We start from the raw sequence: 19,188 nt of genomic DNA on the forward strand, positions 1-19,188 counted from the left end.
CCTTCTCACTTACCACTCCGTTTCTAACCGGTTTCTTTCGCTTTTGATTCGGCTAGCTGCAAAGGCCAGAAACTACGCTATAAGCGATAAGTCCCTGCGTAAGGAAATGCACCTTACTCCGGGCCTTCTCACTTATTTCTCCGTTTCTAACCGGCCTTTTCCGCTTTTGATTTGTTTTTTTTAACCCCTTTTGTCGAATGGGTGAAGTGGCGGGGGATTTGTAGTAAGATAGAGATACAACATTTTTATAGTACTTGAGGTTTTTGTCGTACTAGTACTTGGAGGATTAAAACAGCATGGAGAAAGAATTTCGTTCTGGTTTCATTTCCATCATCGGGCGACCGAATGTTGGGAAATCAACTTTATTAAATCGTTTTGTCGGTCAAAAGATCGCTATTATGAGTGATAAGCCGCAGACGACTCGTAATCGGATTCAAGGGGTGCTCACACAGGATGATGCACAGTTCATCTTTATCGATACGCCTGGTATCCACAAACCGAAGCATAAACTCGGGGACTTCATGGTAAAGACTGCAGAGAACACAATGAATGAAGTGGATGCGGTCATGTTCATGATCAATGCCGAAGAAGGCTATGGCCGAGGCGATCAATTTATCCTGGAAAGACTGCAGAAGGTCGATAATCCGGTCTTTCTTGTAGTGAATAAAATTGATAAAGTCCATCCCGATAAGCTGCTGGAACTAATCGAGCTTTATAAGGACAAGTTGGACTTTGCTGAAATCGTTCCGATCAGTGCATTGGAAGGTAATAATACAGCGCATTTACTTGAAACTTTAAAAGGTTATCTGCCAGAAGGACCGCAATATTATCCAGAGGATCAAGTCACGGATCATCCGGAACGATTTGTCATCAGTGAGCTTATTCGGGAGAAAGTATTGCATCTGACACGCGAGGAAGTCCCGCATTCGATTGCGGTTGTCATCGAAGCGATTGAGAATCGCCACAGTACAACGGAAAAGGTATTCATCCAGGCGACGATCGTAACGGAACGTAAATCCCAAAAAGGGATCATTATCGGCAAACAGGGCAGTATGCTCAAACAAGTCGGGAAACTGGCACGTAGAGATATAGAGATGCTGCTAGGCAGTAAGGTATTCTTGGAGCTTTGGGTCAAAGTACAGCCCGATTGGCGGAACAAGCAAGCCCAGCTTAATGATTACGGTTTCAGCCGTGAAGAGTATTGATAGCTGGTAATATTTGAAGCACATGGATTCGAGGGTTAGGTGTCATCCTAATTAGGAGTAATTGTTTTGTATGTTCATTTCTAAAATACAAAGAAAGGTGGACTTCCTGTGATTGATTTCCATTGGAAAATCTTCAGCAAGACCGGGAGTATCGAAACCTACTTATTGATGAAAGAAATCGAAACGATGTACAATTCACTAATACCTCCGGAGCAAGATAACATCATTGAGCTCCCGAACTATAATCGCCTTCAATCGAAAATGTAAGCAACAGGAGTGGGGAGAGCGTTGCTCCAAAATGTCGAAGGAATCATCCTGCGCACGCAGGACTATGGGGAAACACATAAAATCATCACGATTTTCACCGAGGATCGCGGCAAAATAGCTGTCATGGCCAGGGGCGCGAAAAAACCGAAAAGCCGGATGGCTGCCATCGCGCAGCCATTCATCTTTGGGTCATTTCTGGTGCAGCTTGGGTCCGGTATGGGGGCGATGCAGCAGGGGGAACCGCTGCAAAGCTTCCGATCGATCCGTGAAGACATCGTAAAAACAGCTTATGCATCTTATATTGCGGAAATGACAGATAAGCTGACTGATAATAATAAGTCCGATCCTGATCTTTTCCGGCAGCTGCTGCAAGTGCTGGAATGGATCAATGATGGAAAAGATGCAGATGTATTGCGAATCATCTATGAATTGAAGATGTTCCGCCGCGGCGGCTTTGCACCGACCGTTCACCAATGTGTCAATTGCGGCAATACAGAGATGCCTTTTCGATTTTCCGTTCCTGAAGGTGGTATGCTTTGCCGCCGGTGTATGCATCTGGATCGGGATGCTTATCTGTTATCAGAGAAGGTCACAAAGCTCCTGCAGCTTTTTTCCAGCATCGATCTTTCCAGAATCGGCAATATTTCAGTAAAACCGGAAACAAAACGGCTTTTGAACGAGATACTGGATGCTTATTATGAACGGTACGGGGGTTATTTCCTGAAAAGCAAGAAATTCCTTGCTCAATTGGACAAACTTCAATAAAGGTTTGTTGACAATTAGTATGTCATTTTAGTATGATAGATGAAAATCGACGGCTTGCGTTGAAGAAGAGTAGTATCCGTCATGTCCTTTGCACAGCGAATCTGGGATAGTGGAAGCCAGAATGAAGGCAGACGGAGAAGGCGCTTCGGAGCAAAAAGGAAAAGAGTGGCTTCCGATCGGAAGCAAGTAGGGTGGAACCGCGGTTATCCCGTCCCTATGCTGTGTATGCAGCATAAGGGCGGGATTTTTCTTTGTTCACCCTGACGTTGATGAAAAGAAGATGGAGGGAATCCGATGAATATCCAAAATATGATTTTGACGTTACAAAAGCATTGGTCAGACCAGGGATGTCTATTGATGCAAGCGTATGACGTAGAAAAAGGGGCTGGTACGATGAGCCCGATGACATTATTGCGCAGCCTTGGTCCTGAACCATGGAATGTGGCTTATGTGGAGCCATCCCGCCGTCCGGCTGATGGTCGCTACGGGGAAAACCCGAACCGTTTATACCAGCATCATCAATTCCAAGTGATCATGAAACCTTCACCTGATAATATCCAAGAGCTTTACTTGGACTCCTTGCGCAAATTGGGTATCGATCCATTGGAACATGATATCCGCTTTGTCGAAGATAACTGGGAAAACCCGACGCTAGGTGCTGCAGGCCTGGGCTGGGAAGTGTGGCTTGACGGTATGGAAATCACTCAATTCACTTATTTCCAGCAAATCGGAGGTTTGGAAGCAAAACCTGTTTCTGTTGAGATTACATATGGTCTGGAACGGCTTGCTTCTTACATTCAAGATAAAGAGAATGTCTTTGATCTTGAATGGACGGATGGTGTGACGGTAGCTGATATTTTCAAGCAGCCAGAATTCGAGCATTCCACTTATACTTTTAAAGAATCGGATACGGACATGCTATTCCAGCTGTTTGATATGTATGAAAAAGAAGCAAAACGTATCATGGATCAAGGGCTTGTCTTCCCTGCCTATGATTACGTGCTGAAATGTTCCCATACATTCAACTTGCTGGATGCAAAAGGCGCCATCTCGGTTACTGAGCGTACTGGTTATATCGGAAGAGTCCGGAACCTGGCTAGATCCATTGCGAAGAGCTATGTAGCGGAACGGGAACGCCTTGGATTCCCGATGCTGAAAGAAGGAGCGGATGAGAATGCAGAATAAAGATGTACTTTTTGAAATCGGTTTGGAGGAAATGCCTGCCCGGTTTCTGCCCGGCACGATTGAGCAGCTTGAAACCAAAACGGCAGCATGGCTGCATGAGTTGGGTCTCTCCTTTGAAAAGGTAGTGGTGCAGGGCACGCCGAGACGTGTTGCTGTTACGATCCAGTCGCTTTCGGATAAGCAGCCGGATATCGAAGAAGAAGTCAAAGGACCAGCAGTGCGGATCGCAAAAGACGATGCAGGGCAATGGTCAAAAGCAGCCCAAGGATTCACACGAGGCCAAGGCGCTTCTGTTGAGGATATTTTCACAAAAGATGTGGACGGAACAGAATATATCTTCGTGAAGAAATTCGTGAAGGGGCAGCCTGCGGCAGATTTGCTGCCATCCTTTAAAGAAGTATTGCTCAGCTTGCATTTCCCTAAAAATATGCGCTGGGGTTCCGGCAGCCTCCGGTATGCACGACCTATCCGATGGATCGTTGCATTATACGGGGAAGCTATCATCCCGTTGGAGATAGCCGGAATTGAATCATCCAACCTTACTTATGGTCATCGCTTCTTGGGCAGCACAGCGGCTATCGACAATCCCGGTGCCTATGTTTCCGTGCTTGAAGAGCAATTCGTCATCGTTGATCAAAAGAAACGCCAGCAGATGATCATCGATGGCATCCGTCAATTGGAGACGGCAAACGGATGGCAAATTCCAATCGACGAGGAATTACTGGAGGAAGTATTGTATCTCGTCGAATATCCAACCGTATTCCACGGTAACTTTGCCGATAGCTTTCTAGATCTGCCTGAAGAGGTACTGATCACCAGCATGAAAGAGCATCAGCGCTACTTCCCGGTGACAGATGCGTCCGGTAAGCTGCTGGCACATTTCATCGGTGTCCGTAACGGAAACAGCGAACACTTGGAAAATGTCGCTCGTGGAAACGAGAAGGTCTTGCGCGCGAGACTGCAGGATGCCGAGTTCTTCTACGCAGAAGATAAAGCGCAGCCGATCGAGAAAGCAATGGAAAAACTGTCTAAAATGATCTACCAGGTGGAGCTTGGCACTTTGCAGGATAAAGTGGATCGTGTAACGAAGATTGCGAAGATGATCAGTGAAACTGCAGGTGTCGATCAAGAAACAGCATCCCGGGCCGAACGAGCTGCCAGCATCGCCAAGTTCGACCTCGTGACGAATATGGTGAATGAATTCACAGAATTACAAGGTGTCATGGGTGAGAAGTATGCACGTCACTTCGGAGAAGATGAACGTGTTGCTCAAGCAATTCGCGAACAATATATGCCGCTATCGTCTCATGGGGCGCTTCCAGAGTCTGTAGAAGGTACAATAGTCAGCATCGCCGACAAATTGGACACGATTATTGGAAGTATGGTCATCGGTAATGTTCCGACTGGTTCCCAGGATCCGTACGGCTTGCGTCGTCAAGCAGTCGGTATCATCCAGATGCTTGCGAAAACAGATTGGCAGATTACCGTCGAGGAAATCGTGGAGCGTACAGCTGCGTTGTTCGAGAAGAATGCTTTGCCGACAGTCGAAAAAGATGTGTACACAGAGGATGTTCGCAGCTTCTTCCACCAGCGTGCTGCTCAATTGCTGAAAGAAGAAGGCATTTCTTATGACGTGGTCGAAGCGGTTCTTGCTATCCAAATCGGTAATTATCCGTATACGCTTGCCAAGGCGAAAACGTTGCAGGCATTGCGCAACGATGAAAATTTCAAGACAGTACAAGAAGCTTTGGGCCGTGTCATCAACCTAGCCAAAAAAGGTACAGACCAGGGCGTGGACGAATCATTGTTTGAAAATGAACAGGAAAAACAGCTTTATCGTATGCTTGAGCAAAACAAAACTGCCTACTTGGATGCTGCTTCCAAACGGCAGGCTAAAGAAGCTTTGGATACATTGGCTGCATTCGCTGACAGCATCCATGCATTTTTCGACCATACGATGGTCATGGCAGAGGATGAAAAACTAAAAACGAACCGCTTATCATTATTGAACCAATTGGCTGCACTGATCCTTAGCTACGCGGATGTGACGAAAGTACAGTGGAAGCAGGTCCAATGAGGGCAGTTCTTGGATAGAGGTGATGAACATGGATTTGTCTAAAAGACAACAGCAGATTATCGCGATTGTAAAAGAGGCGGGTCCGATTACTGGTGAACAGATCGCCGAACGGCTCCATCTGACTCGTGCGACATTGAGGCCGGATTTGGCCATCCTTACAATGGTAGGTTTCCTTGATGCAAGACCTCGTGTTGGCTACTTTTATACAGGTAAGACAGGTTCGGAAATCATCACGGAAAAACTGATGAAATATAAAGTGGAGAATTTCCAGTCGATGCCTATCGTCGTCAAGGAAGATGATTCTGCTTATGATGCCATCAGTGCAATGTTCCTCAGCGATGTCGGAACACTCTTTGCTGTCGATCAAGACAATAATCTAGTTGGCGTTGTATCCCGAAAGGATCTGCTGCGAGCAAGCATTGGTAATCAGGTGCTGCAGGATATCCCGGTTCACATCATCATGACGAGGATGCCAAACGTAGCTGTTTGTTATCCGGATGAGCTGCTGGTTGAAGCAGCCAATCGGCTGATTGAAAAACAAATCGACAGTCTGCCGGTCTTGGAAAGATCGAATGAGGCAGGAGCAAAGGTTGTTGGGCGTATTACAAAGACGACAATCACAAAAGCTTTCGTCGAACTCGCTCGCAATGAACTTATGTAAAAGAATCCAGGAGGGGAACCGATGGAGAAACCAATCGTCTTCGTTGTATCAGATTCTGTAGGAGAAACAGCAGAGCTCGTTGTGAAAGCTGCGCTCAGCCAGTTCAATTTGGAAGCACCATTCGCTTTGCAGCGTGTTCCCTATGTAGAGAGCACATCCATATTGGAAGAAACGATCAAGCAAGCCAACGAACGCCCATCGATCATCGCATTTACGATGGTCAACCCGGATTTCCGGGCTTTCCTGACAAACGAAGCCAAGAAACATGGCATACCTTGCATCGACTTGATGGGTCCACTGATGGATGCGATGGAAAATATGTTCCATCAGAAGCCGAAGCTACAGCCAGGACTTGTACATCGGCTTGATGAAGATTATTTCCGTAGAATCGAAGCGATCGAATTCGCGGTTCGCTATGATGACGGCCGGGATCCACGAGGTATTAGCCGGGCGGATATTGTACTCATTGGTGTATCACGTACATCGAAAACGCCATTATCCCAATATTTGGCTCATAAACGATTGAAGGTTGCCAATGTCCCGATCGTTCCTGAGGTCGAACCGCCCCGGGAGCTTTTCCAAGTAGATCCTGCAAAATGCATCGGTCTGCGCATCAGTCCCGAAAAGCTAAATAATATCCGTAAAGAGCGGCTCAAGGCACTCGGGCTTGGGGATCAGGCGAGCTATGCCAATATCGACCGGATCAATCATGAACTGGAACACTTTGATAAGATTGTCGAACGAATCGGCTGCCGCGTGATCGATGTTTCCAATAAAGCAGTCGAAGAAACGGCGAATAGTATCCTGACGGTACGCAATCAACAGGATTAATTTAATTTAAAGTTAGTGTTAAGTTTCTGTTCAACTAGCTTGGTAATGGTACTCCGGGGGAATCGTTACGAATAGATAAAAAGAGGTGACAGCAGACAATCTGTTGTTGCCTCTTCTGTTTCGTAAAACGAATCCGACGAGGAGGCCAAACTTGAAAAAACAACAGCAGATCCAATCCATTTATCTAATGCGGCTCTTGGCAATGTCACTTGTCGTACTCGTCCATGTAACGGGTGCTTATGCCACCGTTTTGCCTTTTGCGAGCGACGCGTATGAAAAATACCACTTCCTTAACCGGATCATCCGGATAGAAGCCGGTATCTTCATTGCCATCACCGGTCTGGTTTTCTTTTATCAATATAAACATAAAAAACTTACGAAAACCTTGTGGAAAGACTATTATAGGAAAAGAGTCAGCTTCATTTTGATTCCTTACATCATATGGGCGCTAGTGTATGAACTGCATAAAGCAATGCTTGGTTTTGGTGATTTGCAGCCAGCAGCAATCTTAAAACGTATTATATTTGGCGAAAGCTACTATCAGCTGCATTTCATCTTTCTCATTGTTCAAGTCTATTTGGTTCTTCCATTGCTGATATGGCTGGATCACAGCTGGGCTTTTTTCAGGAGATACATGTTTGTTTTCGGAGGGCTGCTTCAGCTGGGTTATATTGCATTGCAGACTTTCTTTCCGCCCAGTCCATTCCCGTTATTCCTGCAGCTGATGGGTACACTGCTGCTCGGAGGATGGATTGGCGTCCATTATGATAGGGAAAAAGCAAAAAGCAAACACTGGTCTACGTGGATCTGGCTGCTTATCAGTGCCTTGGCGGGATCTGGCATTGCAATGTATTATTATGCTGCCGGGACACTGGGAAGCTTCGAATGGAATAACATCCTTTATGAGAGCGTAAATTATATCTTCCTTATAACAGGCTGTTATGCAATATTTAGAATCGCTGAATCGGTTTCGGACAAGTTAGCCGTTTCAACGCTTGCCAAACTGCAGCAGATTGCGAGCTATTCATTCGGATATTATCTGCTTCATCCGCTAGTCCTGGATTATGTGACAAGGACAATACCCGCATACAGCAACTATTTGTTTCATGTCCAGATAATGCTGCGGTATCTGGCAGTGATGGGCGTCTGTTTTACAGTCATTTATCTTTTTCATCGTTTCGTGCCCTTTGCTTCGATTTTATTCGGTAAATTACCGAGGAGCAGTGGAAGACTGAAGCAGTCGAAGGCTTCTTGATTACTGGTTAAAATAATGGCTTTTTCATTTACTTTGTATTATAATTGGTTTTTGTGAAAAAATGTTGTTAGTATGATTTATGTATAAATGGTAACCCTTGAGGTAAAAAGCTTTATAAAAATTTTACGAAAAAGGAAGGATTCCGCATTTTATTGTAGAATAAGTGAGACATGAAATCACATAACCCCATTGTCTATGTGGACGCAGATAGCTGTCCTGTAAAGCAGGAGATTATTTCTGCATGTGCAACGCATCACGTTCCTGTCCGGTTTATTACCACCATCAATCACTTGAGCAGTGATTCTGATGCCTCATGGGTAGTGCTCGATCCTGTTGATCAAGCAGTGGATTGGTACATTCTAAATCATATCAGCTCTGGAGATTGCGTTGTGACGCAGGACCTCGCATTGGCAACTTTGCTTACAGCAAAGGACGTGACAGTCATTACACCACGCGGAGAACGGATTACGGATGCTGATGCAGATGAGATCCTATTAAGAAAGCACATGCGGATTCAAAATCAACGACAGGGCAAACGAATAAAGGGACCTTCCAAGCTGACAGCTGCTGATCGAAGTAGATTCCTTACTATTTTTTCGTCTTTTTGTCGAAAAATGCAGGAATCAGACGAAAGTTGTTGAATTATATAGGTTGGTGATGTGGAATGGCTGGTGCAATACCAGAAGAAGTAGTCGATGAAGTCCGCAAATCGAATGATATTGTGGATGTCATCGGTGAGCATGTCCAATTAAAGAAACAAGGGCGGAACTATTTTGGACTTTGCCCTTTCCATGGCGAGAAGTCTCCATCTTTCTCTGTGACGCAGGAGAAGCAGATATTTCATTGTTTTGGCTGTGGTAAGGGGGGGAATGTATTCTCCTTCCTGATGGAACTGGAAGGCATTCCCTTCTCCCAGGCTGTACAGCGGCTCGCTGAAAGAAGCGGAACAGACATACCTGCTTATGTGACAGAGCAGCAGGACCGCGGACAATCCAAGGAAGAGCAGACAGCACTTGAGGCAAATGAATGGGTTGTGAAGCTTTATCACAACCTGCTGCGCAATACAAAAGAAGGCAAGACCGGTTATGAATATCTCCTTGGCCGCGGCCTGACCGAGGAGACGATTGATACATTCCAGCTGGGGTTTGCCCCGAACAGCAGGGACTTTACCGTGAAATTCCTCGAAGGAAAAGGGTACAAGCCACAAGAGCTGCTTCATACTGGTTTGTTTTCGGCCGATAAAGAGAATAAGCCACAAGATCGCTTCCGCGGCCGAGTTATCTTTCCAATCCGGAATCACCTTGGCAAGACGGTCGGATTTGGCGGTCGCACACTAGGCGGGGGTCAGGAACCGAAGTATCTGAACAGTTCCGAAAGCGAGCTTTTCCAGAAAGGAAGGATGCTGTTCAATTTCGATCTGGCCAGGAGTGAAATCCGTAAAACGGCTCAGGTGGTCGTATTCGAAGGGTATAATGATGTGATTGCAGCCTATCAGGCTGGGGTCAAAAACGGGGTTGCGACACTGGGCACTTCCCTGACTGATGCACAGGCGAGGCTTTTGAAGCGTTACGCGGAACAAGTCGTCATTTGTTACGATGGCGATAAGGCGGGATTTGAAGCTTCTTACCGAGCGTTGCAAGTATTGCAGAAGGCCGGCAACCACGTACGTGTCGCCATGCTGAGAGATGGTCTTGATCCAGACGATTTCATCCGCGAACATGGGGCTGAAAAGTTCAAACGATCCATCATTGATGCTGCCCTGACCGCTATGTCCTTCATGATGCAGTACTTGAAGCAGGACTACAATCTTTCCATTGAAGGAGATCGCCTGCAATATGTAGAAAAAGTGTTGGATGAGATTGCACAGATTGAAAGCTCCGTGGAAAGGGAACACTATTTGCGGGAGCTGTCGAATGCAATGGATCTTTCCGTTGATACACTTGCCTCCGATCTTGCGCCCAGACTGCGTAAAAAGGAAAACAGGAAAGCGGTCAGCAATCCGGCTAAACCGCAGGTTCCAAAACAGCACTCCCGCCATTATGAAAAAAAAATCCCAACTGCTTTTCAGACGGCAGAAAAACAGTTGCTCGCGCATATGCTTAGAACAGCGGCAATTGCGGATAAAGTTCAGGAAGAAATAGGCGCTTCTTTCATAACCGAGCAGATCCAGGTGATTGCCACCCATCTATATGCCTTTTATGAGGAGGGCCATGAGGCGGATGTCAGCCAATTCGTATCATCGCTTGCCGATCCAGCGTTGCAGCAGCTGGTCATAGAAACTGCAATGCTGCCGGTGATCGAGGATATCAGTGATCAGGAAATCGGGGATTACATCCGGACGATCAAGCGCGAGCAAGTGAACAAGACGGACATAAGCCAGCTGCTGGCCGAGCAGCGGCAAGCCGAGCAGGAAAATGATCCTATTCGTGCAGCACAGATAGCCATGAAAATCATGGAAATACGTAGAACTTTAAAAAGTTCTCTGTAACAATAGATAGCTTGATGTTTTGGAAGGAGGAGGACTTATGGCAGAGAATAAGCCAGCAGGTTCTAAAGTGAATGATACTGAAATGACATTGGAGCAAGCAAAAGATCTCCTTGTTGAAATGGGTAAGAAGCGCGGAGTCCTTGCTTATGAAGAAGTAAGCGAGCGTCTTGCGAATTTCGAATTGGATTCCGATCAAATGGATGAAATCTACGAGCACTTGAACGAACAAGGTGTGGAAGTGATTGGTGAATCCGATCAGGACCCTAATATGAAGCAAATCGCAAAAGAAGAGGAATTTGACTTGAATGATTTGAGTGTGCCGCTCGGCATCAAGATCAATGACCCTGTGCGTATGTACTTGAAAGAAATCGGACGTGTCGATTTATTGTCTGCAAAAGAAGAAATCGAACTTGCAGAACGGATCGAAGCCGGGGACGAAGTAGCAAAACGGAGATTGGCAGAAGCGAACCTTCGACTTGTTGTCAGCATTGCGAAACGCTATGTCGGCCGCGGTATGCTATTCCTTGATTTGATCCAGGAAGGTAATATGGGACTCATTAAGGCTGTTGAGAAATTCGATTACCGTAAAGGTTTCAAATTCAGTACGTATGCAACTTGGTGGATCCGTCAGGCAATCACTCGTGCAATTGCCGACCAAGCACGTACGATCCGTATTCCGGTGCACATGGTCGAAACAATCAATAAATTGATCCGCGTACAGCGTCAGCTCCTTCAGGATTTAGGTCGTGAACCGTCTCCGGAAGAGATTGGGGAAGAGATGGATCTCACGCCGGAAAAAGTACGTGAAATCTTGAAGATCGCACAAGAACCGGTATCCCTTGAAACGCCAATCGGCGAAGAAGATGATTCCCATCTTGGAGACTTTATCGAAGACCAGGAAGCAACCTCTCCATCTGATCATGCAGCATATGAATTGCTGAAAGAACAATTGGAGGATGTATTGGATACATTGACTGACCGGGAAGAAAATGTTCTCCGTTTGCGTTTTGGACTTGATGACGGCAGAACGAGAACACTGGAAGAAGTCGGCCGTGTATTCGGCGTAACCAGAGAGCGTATCCGTCAAATCGAAGCCAAAGCATTGCGCAAGCTTCGCCACCCAAGCCGGAGCAAACGCTTGAAGGATTTCCTAGAATAAGAAGGCTGCGCTCAGCTATCATGCGTTTCATCGCATGTGGCTGGGCTTTCTTATTGCCTTTGGGAATACATACATTTTACAAAAACTGAGAGGCGAATGCAAATTCTCCCGCCAAAAATTATGGGAGGAAATCTTACAAAAAACACGTATATTTGACAAAGGAGTTGGATATAATGAACGTTTTATCATTATCAGAGCGTCTTTCGGCAGTAGCTGCTCATTTGCCCAAAGCTGCCCATTTTGTAGATGTCGGATCAGATCATGCATATCTGCCTTGCTACGTTTGTCTGAAAGATACTACAAGTCAAGCGATAGCTGGTGAAATAAATGAAGGACCTTTCCGCAGTGCACAAAAGCAAGTTAAGCTGCAGGGCTTAATAGATCGCATCGATGTACGCAAGGGTGACGGTCTAGCGGTAGTGGAAGCAGATGAGGTGAAGCAAGTTGTCATTGCCGGGATGGGTGGACCTTTGATTGCTTCGATTTTGGAACAGGGTAAGGATAAACTCGGGCGTGTCGAACAGCTTATCGTGCAGCCGAATATTGATGCCAGGGTTCTGCGGAAATGGTTCCTAAACAATGGATTCGTATTGCAAAAAGAGCAGATCCTAGAGGAAGCAGGACATATTTATGAGGTGTTAGTCGCTGAGCGGCAGGGTAAGGATATTTATCACGGAGATGAAGCCATCCGCGACAAAGAGCTTTTGTTCGGTCCGATTTTGTTGAAAGATAAAAATGAAGCCTTCCGCACAAAGTGGCTTGATTACAAGCGGAAACTTGCACGAAACGTGGCGAACATGCAGCAAGCACAACAAGTCGACGAAGCGAAGCTTGCATCCTTTAAAAAAGAACTCGCATGGCTTGAGGAGGAATTGGATGAGTGCTAAGCAAATACGTATAGCAGATGTGATCAAGCATTTTGAGTCTTGGTGCCCGCAATCGATCGCATATGATTGGGATAATGTCGGACTGCAGGTGGGAACGCTTGATGGCGAGGTAACAGGTGTCATGACAACACTGGATGTGACCGAGGCTGTTGTTGATGAAGCAATTCGCAGCAACACGAATTTGATCATTGCCCATCATCCATTGTTATTTGCGCCGCCAAGGAAGCTGGACACTGACACACCGAAAGGCCGCATCATCCAGAAGCTTTTAAAACATGACGTAACTGTCTATGCCGCGCATACGAATCTTGACCTGATCGAAGGCGGTGTCAATGACATGCTGGCGGATGCTTTGGAATTGAATCAAAAAAGAGTTTTTTTGCCAGAAGGGAAGCAGACTTACAAGAAACTGATTGTCTTCGTTCCAAAGACGCATGAGCAAGAAGTAAAGGATGCCTTGCATGCGGGTGGGGCTGGCAACATAGGCAATTATGAGAAAGTCAGTTTTGTTTCAGGAGGCAGCGGGTACTTCCAGCCTAATGCCGATGCACAGCCTTTCATCGGTCAGGCAGGAGAGATAGAAAAAGTGGATGAAGTCCGCATGGAAGTACTTGTACCTAGTGAGAATGTAAACCAAGCGGTAACTGCAATGGTGAAGGCCCATCCGTATGAAGAAGTGGCATACGATATTTATCCGGTGGAACAAACAGGGAAGGTATATGGGTTGGGCCGTATTGGCAAATTACCTGTACCAATGACATTGCAGGAACTGGCTGAACTGGTAAAAGAGCGGTATGATGTCCAGCATGTGCGTTTTATAGGGGATGCATCTGCTACGGTAGAAACAGTCGCTGTCCTCGGAGGAAGCGGTCGCGACTATATCAACCAGGCCCTCCAGCAGGCTGATGTCTATATTACTGGGGACTTAACATTCCATGAAACACAGGATGCAATGGAAGCGGGTCTGAATCTGATCGATCCGGGCCATTATGCAGAAAAGATCATGAAGCAAAAAGTAGCCGACTATTTACAGGCAGAATTCCTGGAAGTGCCTATTTTTACATCTCAAGTGAACACGGATCCGTTCCGAGGCATATGAAAAAACCGAGTCCGTCACGGACTCGGTTTCCTTATGCTTTTTTAACTTTCACTTTCGGAAGGATTTTCTTCGGATCAACGTTGAATTCCAGCTTCACATCTTCCAGGTTTGCTGGATCGCATTTCTCGATGAAGTTGATAACTTCCTTCGTTACAGGAGTAGGGGTGGAGGCACCAGCAGTGATGGCCACTGTTTCAACACCTTCCAGCCATTCGAGTTTCAGCTGGGAAAGGTCCTCGATGCGGTATGCCTTCGTACCGGCAATTTCTTCGGATACTTGTGCAAGGCGATTGGAGTTGTTGCTTCGTGGATCACCTACAACCAAAGTCAAATCGGCATCTTTTGCTTGTTCAGCAACTGCTTCCTGGCGAACTTGAGTCGCCATGCAGATTTCTTGAATCATCTCTGTTTGCGGGAATTTCTCTTTTACAAGCTGCATAACGTCATAGACATCCCATTGGCTCATCGTCGTCTGATTTGTAACGATCAGCTTGGATGCTTCCAGTTCAAGTGCTTGTACGTCTTCCTCTGTCTGGACAAGATGAACCTTGCCGGGAGCAACACCAATTGCACCTTCTGGCTCAGGGTGTCCTTTTTTGCCGATATAGACGACTTCATAGCCCTCAGCGACTTTTTCACGGATCAAATCGTGTGTACGTGTCACATCCGGGCAAGTTGCATCAAGTACAGTCAGCCCTTTATCGTGGGCGCGCTGTTTTACTTCCGGTGAGACTCCGTGTGCGGTAAATACTACTGTACCGCTGTCTATTTGTTCTAAAAGCTCCATTCGGTTCGAACCATCGAGTGTGATGACGCCTTCCGTTTCGAAGGCATTGGTCACATGGGCATTGTGCACGATCATGCCGAGAATGTAGATCGGTCGGGGCAGATTTTCATCCCGTACGGCATTCTGCGCGATCACCATGGCATCCACCACACCGTAGCAGTAACCTCGAGGCGCTATTTTAATTACGTTCATTCGCTGTGTTTCCCCCTTCTCCGTTTACACGGGACATCTATTTCTGGGTCTTCTCCATTATAAAGGCTATTCGGGAATATGACAAAGATTGTTTATTATCTGTGCGCAATCGTGCAAAATATGACAAAGTCCTCTATAATGTATGAGTAAGAGAATGACCAAAAGGAGTTATACATGAAAAATCATCAATTCAAACAATACGCGCTTCAGCCGACAGTCAATGAAGCGATTGATAAACTGGGCTTTGCAAAACCGACGCCAATTCAGGAAAAAGTCATCCCGGCTGTACTTCGGGGAGAAAGTGTCATCGGCCAGTCACATACTGGTTCAGGAAAAACACATTCTTATTTGATTCCGCTGTTCAGCAAGCTAAAAGAAGGCGAGCAGAACGCACAGTTCGTCGTCACTGCCCCTACACGGGAGTTGGCTATCCAGATTTATGAGGAAGCCCGTCACTTCATCAAACTTGCCGGTAAAGAGAACGAATGGCATACAAAGCTGTTCATTGGCGGTACAGACAAAAAGAGATCGATCGAGAAATTGAAAACGCAGCCGCAAATCGTCATTGGTACACCAGGCCGAATCCTTGATTTGATGGAAGAGCAGGCTTTGGATCTATATCCTGCCACAAGCTTCGTTGTCGATGAAGCTGACTTGATGCTGGATCTTGGATTCATAAAAGAAGTGGATCAAATTTTGTCAAGAATGCGTCAGGATGTGCAGTTGCTTGTCTTCTCGGCGACAATCCCTGAACGTCTGCAGCCATTCTTGAAAAAATACTTGGAAAATCCGAAGCACTTCGAAATAGGCGGTCATCTGTCCCCTGAAACGATGGAACATCGCTTGATCCCGGTTCGTCACCGCGATGAAGCAGAAATGATCATGAAAATCGCAGATGTCATCCAGCCTTATATGGCGATCATCTTTGTTAACGGAAAAGATGCAGCCAACGTCCTGGCGGCTGAGTTGACGGATAAAGGCCTGGAAGTGGGTCTTTTGCATGGAGGATTGACGCCAAGGGAACGCAAACGTGTACTGCGGGATATTCAGGAATTGCGTTTCCAATATCTCGTTGCGACCGATTTGGCAGCTCGGGGAATCGATATCAAGGGTGTCAGCCATGTCATCAATGCGCAGCTACCGAAAGAGGAGCCTTTCTATGTGCACCGTGTTGGAAGGACTGCACGCGCAGGAATGGAAGGAACGGCAATCAACCTTTATCATGATTATGACTTGGAGCTTATCCAAAAGCTTGATGCAAAAGGCCTCGAGTTCACTACTTATGACATTGCCAATGGTGAATGGAAAGAACTGAAAGCATGGAATGAGCGCGTAACAAGGAAAAAGACGGAATCCGACAACGAATCCCAAGCATGGAAGCAAGTGCGGAAGCCGAAGAAAGTAAAACCTGGATATAAACGAAAAATGAAGTATCAGAAAGATAAAATCAAGAAAAAGCTGGACCGACAAGATCGTTTTAAGCGGAAGTAAGGAGATAGCAGATATATGATAATCGGATCACACGTTAGTATGAGCGGTAAGAAAATGTTATTGGGTTCCAGTGAGGAAGCTTATTCCTACGGTGCCAATGCGATGATGATTTATACTGGTGCACCCCAGAACACACGGAGAAAGGCGATTGAGGAGCTGAATATCGAAGCAGGCCGGGCTCATATGAAAGAGCACGGAATAACCGACATCGTCGTACACGCTCCTTATATCATCAATATCGGTAATACAATCAAACCGGAAACGTTTGAGCTCGGCGTCAACTTCCTCCGTAGTGAAATCGAGCGTACCGAAGCGATCGGGGCAAAACAGATCGTGCTTCATCCAGGTGCTCATGTCGGAGAAGGAGTCGCTGCCGGTATCCCGAAAATCATTGAAGGTCTGAATGAAGTATTGACTAAAGACCAGAATGTACAGATAGCCTTGGAAACCATGGCTGGAAAAGGATCTGAAATAGGGTCCAACTTTGAAGAATTGGCACGTATCATGGATGGTGTAACCCATAATGATAAGCTGTCCGTTTGCTTCGATACATGTCACACGCATGATGCAGGCTATGATGTCGTAAACGACTTCGATGGTGTCCTGGAGCAATTCGATAGAGCCGTCGGCCTGGACAGACTGAAAGTAATCCATGTCAATGACAGTAAAAATGAACGCGGGGCTAGAAAAGACCGACATGAAAATATCGGATTCGGTCATATCGGCTATGACGCACTTCGTTATATCGTTCATCATGATCAGCTGCAGCAGCTGCCGAAGATTTTGGAAACACCATTTGTCGGCGAAGATAAGAAAAACAAAAAAGCCCCTTATGCACATGAAATCGATATGCTGATGGCAAACAGCTTCAATCCGAACTTAAAAGAACATATCATGGCGTGAAAACACCCCGGAAGCTATTGCTTTCGGGGTGTTTTGCTACAACTGGATGCCGTGTTCTTTTGCCAGCTGCAGGAAGATTTGATGGGTTTTCTGTGCTGTTTGCGTATCGGTGATTTGGGCGAGGGCTTTCAGCATCTGCAGTCGATCGGATTCTTTGAATGGATCCAATTTGTTTTGCCGCAGGAATTGGACGATTTGGGATGCCTGCAGGGGAGTGAGATGCACTTGATATGCTTGGCTTTGCTCCAGGATTTCATCTACAGTAAGATGCTTTAGCTTGTTCAGGACCAGTTTATGCACAATGAAATTCATTGGAAACCTCCAGCTCTAGGATGTGGATGAAGCATAGGAATTCCTTTATCTACCTGGTTAGTTTATGCGTGTATGACACAAACTAGAACCATACCTTACCCCAGATAAGGAGGTTTCACATGGATAAGGAGCAATTCGATCAAGATGTAAAAACGAAACATGATGTCGAAACATCAGCGGAGATATCACCTGCTCAGGATAGCTACCGACGTTCTGAAAAGGAAGGCGGACAGCAGACAACTGATACTGGCAAGGTCTTCGGCTATATCGCCTTGATCTTATCTGTTGCATCTTTCTTTTTCGCACCGATCCTTGTCGGGGCTGCTGGTATTGTCTTCGGCGTATTGGCGAAGAGAAAAGGCGCAGATACTCTAGGGAACATCGCTTTGATCGTAAGTATTTTAGCAATTGTCATTTCCCTATTTACAGCACCATATGTATAAAAAAGCTGACTCCATCTGGAGTCAGCTTTTTTATGCTTTAGCTGCTTCTTTTTCTTTTGCTTGTTCGGCAAAGTATTCTTCGGCAAGCTTATCGATTTCGATTTTCAATTCATCGACCATTGTTTCTTCCGGTACCTTCCGGATGATCTCACCGTGGCGGAACAGCAAGCCTTCCCCGCGGGCACCAGCGATACCGATATCTGCTTCACGCGCCTCGCCAGGACCGTTAACCGCACATCCAAGCACAGCGACTTTGATAGGTGCCTTGATCGTGCTGATATACTCCTCGACTTCATTGGCAATGCTGATCAAGTCAATTTCGATACGTCCGCATGTAGGACAAGAAATTAACGTAGCTGCATTGGAAGACAAGTTGAAGATCTTGAGAAGTTCACGTGCCACTTTTACTTCTTCCACCGGATCCGCACTTAGGGAAATACGCATTGTGCTTCCGATACCTTTACTTAGGATGGCACCCAAACCGGCAGCACTCTTCACCGTACCGGCAAACAGTGTTCCTGATTCGGTGATACCAAGGTGAAGCGGATAAGGAATTACTTCTGCTGCTTTTTCATATGCTTCGATAGCCAAGGATACATCGGATGCTTTCAGGGATACGATGATATCATGGAAATCAAGTTCTTCCAAAATCTTGATATGATGCAATGCACTCTCTACCATGCCATCTGCAGTAGGGTAACCGTATTTTTCAAGGATATGACGCTCCAATGAACCGGCGTTCACACCGATACGGATCGGAATGCCCTTTGCTTTGGCTGCGTTCACGACAGCCTCAACCTTTTCCCGTTTACCAATGTTACCAGGGTTGATTCGGATCTTGTCCGCTCCGCCTTCGATTGCTTTTAAAGCCAATTTATAGTTGAAATGTATATCTACAACTAACGGAATGTTAATGCGCTTCTTGATTTCGGGAATCGCCTCAGCTGCGCGCTGGTCCGGACATGCAACCCGCACGACCTGGCAGCCTGCTTCCTCAAGACGCAGGATCTCCGCTACGGTAGCTTCCACGTCATGTGTCTTTGTCGTTGTCATGGACTGAATGACAACTTCGTTTTTACCGCCGATCGTAATGTCCCCAACTTTGACCTGACGGGTGTCTTGTCTGTGTATTAATGCCATTTATATATCGCTCCTTTGATTATCGCGAGGAAAACAGGGAT

At 46.2% G+C, this 19,188-nt stretch carries 19 protein-coding genes; 16 read left to right on the top strand and 3 right to left on the bottom strand.

All coding sequences use genetic code 11. The annotated features are described in order from the left end of the window. Positions 1–296 precede the first annotated feature (296 nt). The 13 genes from era (at position 297) to BLQ53_RS13455 (ending at position 13,879) form a co-directional block, all read left to right on the top strand. Entirely contained in the window at positions 297–1,205 is a 909-nt protein-coding gene (era, locus tag BLQ53_RS13395; protein ID WP_093727816.1) for a GTPase Era, read from the top strand. A gap of 108 nt (positions 1,206–1,313) precedes the next feature. Continuing rightward, the gene (locus BLQ53_RS19380) at positions 1,314–1,472 is read left to right on the top strand and encodes a YqzL family protein (RefSeq protein WP_093727817.1); all 159 of its coding nucleotides are present in this window, start codon (positions 1,314–1,316) and stop codon (positions 1,470–1,472) included. 21 nt (positions 1,473–1,493) lie between these two features. Continuing rightward, complete coding sequence (gene recO / locus BLQ53_RS13405) at positions 1,494–2,237, top strand: DNA repair protein RecO (RefSeq protein ID WP_093727818.1); 744 nt, start codon at positions 1,494–1,496, stop codon at positions 2,235–2,237. 294 nt (positions 2,238–2,531) lie between these two features. Further along, positions 2,532–3,422 carry a glycine--tRNA ligase subunit alpha gene (glyQ, locus tag BLQ53_RS13410; RefSeq protein ID WP_093727819.1) on the top strand — a complete coding sequence of 297 codons (891 nt, stop codon included), beginning with the start codon at positions 2,532–2,534 and terminating at the stop codon, positions 3,420–3,422. Further along, complete coding sequence (gene glyS, locus BLQ53_RS13415) at positions 3,412–5,499, top strand: glycine--tRNA ligase subunit beta (protein ID WP_093727820.1); 2,088 nt, start codon at positions 3,412–3,414, stop codon at positions 5,497–5,499. The genes glyQ and glyS overlap by 11 nt, the downstream gene beginning before the upstream one ends. Before the next feature lie 28 nt (positions 5,500–5,527). Next, the gene (ccpN, locus tag BLQ53_RS13420; protein ID WP_093727821.1) at positions 5,528–6,160 is read left to right on the top strand and encodes a transcriptional regulator CcpN; all 633 of its coding nucleotides are present in this window, start codon (positions 5,528–5,530) and stop codon (positions 6,158–6,160) included. 21 nt (positions 6,161–6,181) lie between these two features. Beyond that, positions 6,182–6,991, top strand: a complete 810-nt coding sequence (locus BLQ53_RS13425) for a pyruvate, water dikinase regulatory protein (protein WP_093727822.1) — start codon at positions 6,182–6,184, stop codon at positions 6,989–6,991. Between the two features lie 151 nt (positions 6,992–7,142). After that, positions 7,143–8,246: an acyltransferase gene (locus BLQ53_RS13430; RefSeq protein WP_244499349.1), complete on the top strand. Its 1,104-nt coding sequence runs from the start codon at positions 7,143–7,145 to the stop codon at positions 8,244–8,246. Between the two features lie 170 nt (positions 8,247–8,416). Beyond that, positions 8,417–8,887 (top strand): YaiI/YqxD family protein, encoded by a 471-nt coding sequence (locus BLQ53_RS13435; protein ID WP_093727823.1) that lies wholly within the window; start codon positions 8,417–8,419, stop codon positions 8,885–8,887. A 23-nt stretch (positions 8,888–8,910) separates the two neighbouring features. Next, positions 8,911–10,734 carry a DNA primase gene (gene dnaG / locus BLQ53_RS13440; protein ID WP_093727824.1) on the top strand — a complete coding sequence of 608 codons (1,824 nt, stop codon included), beginning with the start codon at positions 8,911–8,913 and terminating at the stop codon, positions 10,732–10,734. A gap of 37 nt (positions 10,735–10,771) precedes the next feature. Beyond that, entirely contained in the window at positions 10,772–11,893 is a 1,122-nt protein-coding gene (rpoD, locus tag BLQ53_RS13445; protein ID WP_093727825.1) for an RNA polymerase sigma factor RpoD, read from the top strand. Positions 11,894–12,066: 173 nt separating this feature from the next. Then, positions 12,067–12,780 (top strand): tRNA (adenine(22)-N(1))-methyltransferase, encoded by a 714-nt coding sequence (locus BLQ53_RS13450; protein WP_093727826.1) that lies wholly within the window; start codon positions 12,067–12,069, stop codon positions 12,778–12,780. Then, positions 12,770–13,879 (top strand): Nif3-like dinuclear metal center hexameric protein, encoded by a 1,110-nt coding sequence (locus BLQ53_RS13455; protein WP_093727827.1) that lies wholly within the window; start codon positions 12,770–12,772, stop codon positions 13,877–13,879. The genes BLQ53_RS13450 and BLQ53_RS13455 overlap by 11 nt, the downstream gene beginning before the upstream one ends. Before the next feature lie 31 nt (positions 13,880–13,910). On the opposite strand, the gene BLQ53_RS13460 is transcribed toward BLQ53_RS13455, so the two are convergent. Next, complete coding sequence (locus tag BLQ53_RS13460; RefSeq protein WP_093727828.1) at positions 13,911–14,858, bottom strand: 4-hydroxy-3-methylbut-2-enyl diphosphate reductase; 948 nt, start codon at positions 14,856–14,858, stop codon at positions 13,911–13,913. 174 nt (positions 14,859–15,032) lie between these two features. Between BLQ53_RS13460 and BLQ53_RS13465 the strand changes: the two genes are divergently transcribed. Beyond that, positions 15,033–16,349 carry a DEAD/DEAH box helicase gene (locus BLQ53_RS13465; protein WP_093727829.1) on the top strand — a complete coding sequence of 439 codons (1,317 nt, stop codon included), beginning with the start codon at positions 15,033–15,035 and terminating at the stop codon, positions 16,347–16,349. A gap of 15 nt (positions 16,350–16,364) precedes the next feature. Next, on the top strand, positions 16,365–17,252 hold the full coding sequence (locus tag BLQ53_RS13470) for a deoxyribonuclease IV (RefSeq protein WP_093727830.1): 888 nt from the start codon (positions 16,365–16,367) through the stop codon (positions 17,250–17,252). A 36-nt stretch (positions 17,253–17,288) separates the two neighbouring features. Here the strand turns inward: BLQ53_RS13470 and BLQ53_RS13475 are convergent, their stop codons facing one another. Next, positions 17,289–17,564: a DUF2624 domain-containing protein gene (locus BLQ53_RS13475; RefSeq protein ID WP_093727831.1), complete on the bottom strand. Its 276-nt coding sequence runs from the start codon at positions 17,562–17,564 to the stop codon at positions 17,289–17,291. A gap of 119 nt (positions 17,565–17,683) precedes the next feature. On the opposite strand from BLQ53_RS13475, the gene BLQ53_RS13480 reads away from it, so the two are divergent. Then, complete coding sequence (locus tag BLQ53_RS13480) at positions 17,684–18,007, top strand: MFS transporter (RefSeq protein ID WP_093727832.1); 324 nt, start codon at positions 17,684–17,686, stop codon at positions 18,005–18,007. 30 nt (positions 18,008–18,037) lie between these two features. On the opposite strand, the gene ispG is transcribed toward BLQ53_RS13480, so the two are convergent. Next, entirely contained in the window at positions 18,038–19,147 is a 1,110-nt protein-coding gene (gene ispG, locus BLQ53_RS13485) for a flavodoxin-dependent (E)-4-hydroxy-3-methylbut-2-enyl-diphosphate synthase (protein ID WP_093727833.1), read from the bottom strand. Positions 19,148–19,188: the final 41 nt, after the last annotated feature.

Origin of the sequence: Terribacillus halophilus, assembly GCF_900101385.1 — a bacterium.
Taxonomy (GTDB): Bacteria; Bacillota; Bacilli; order Bacillales; family Amphibacillaceae; genus Terribacillus; species Terribacillus halophilus.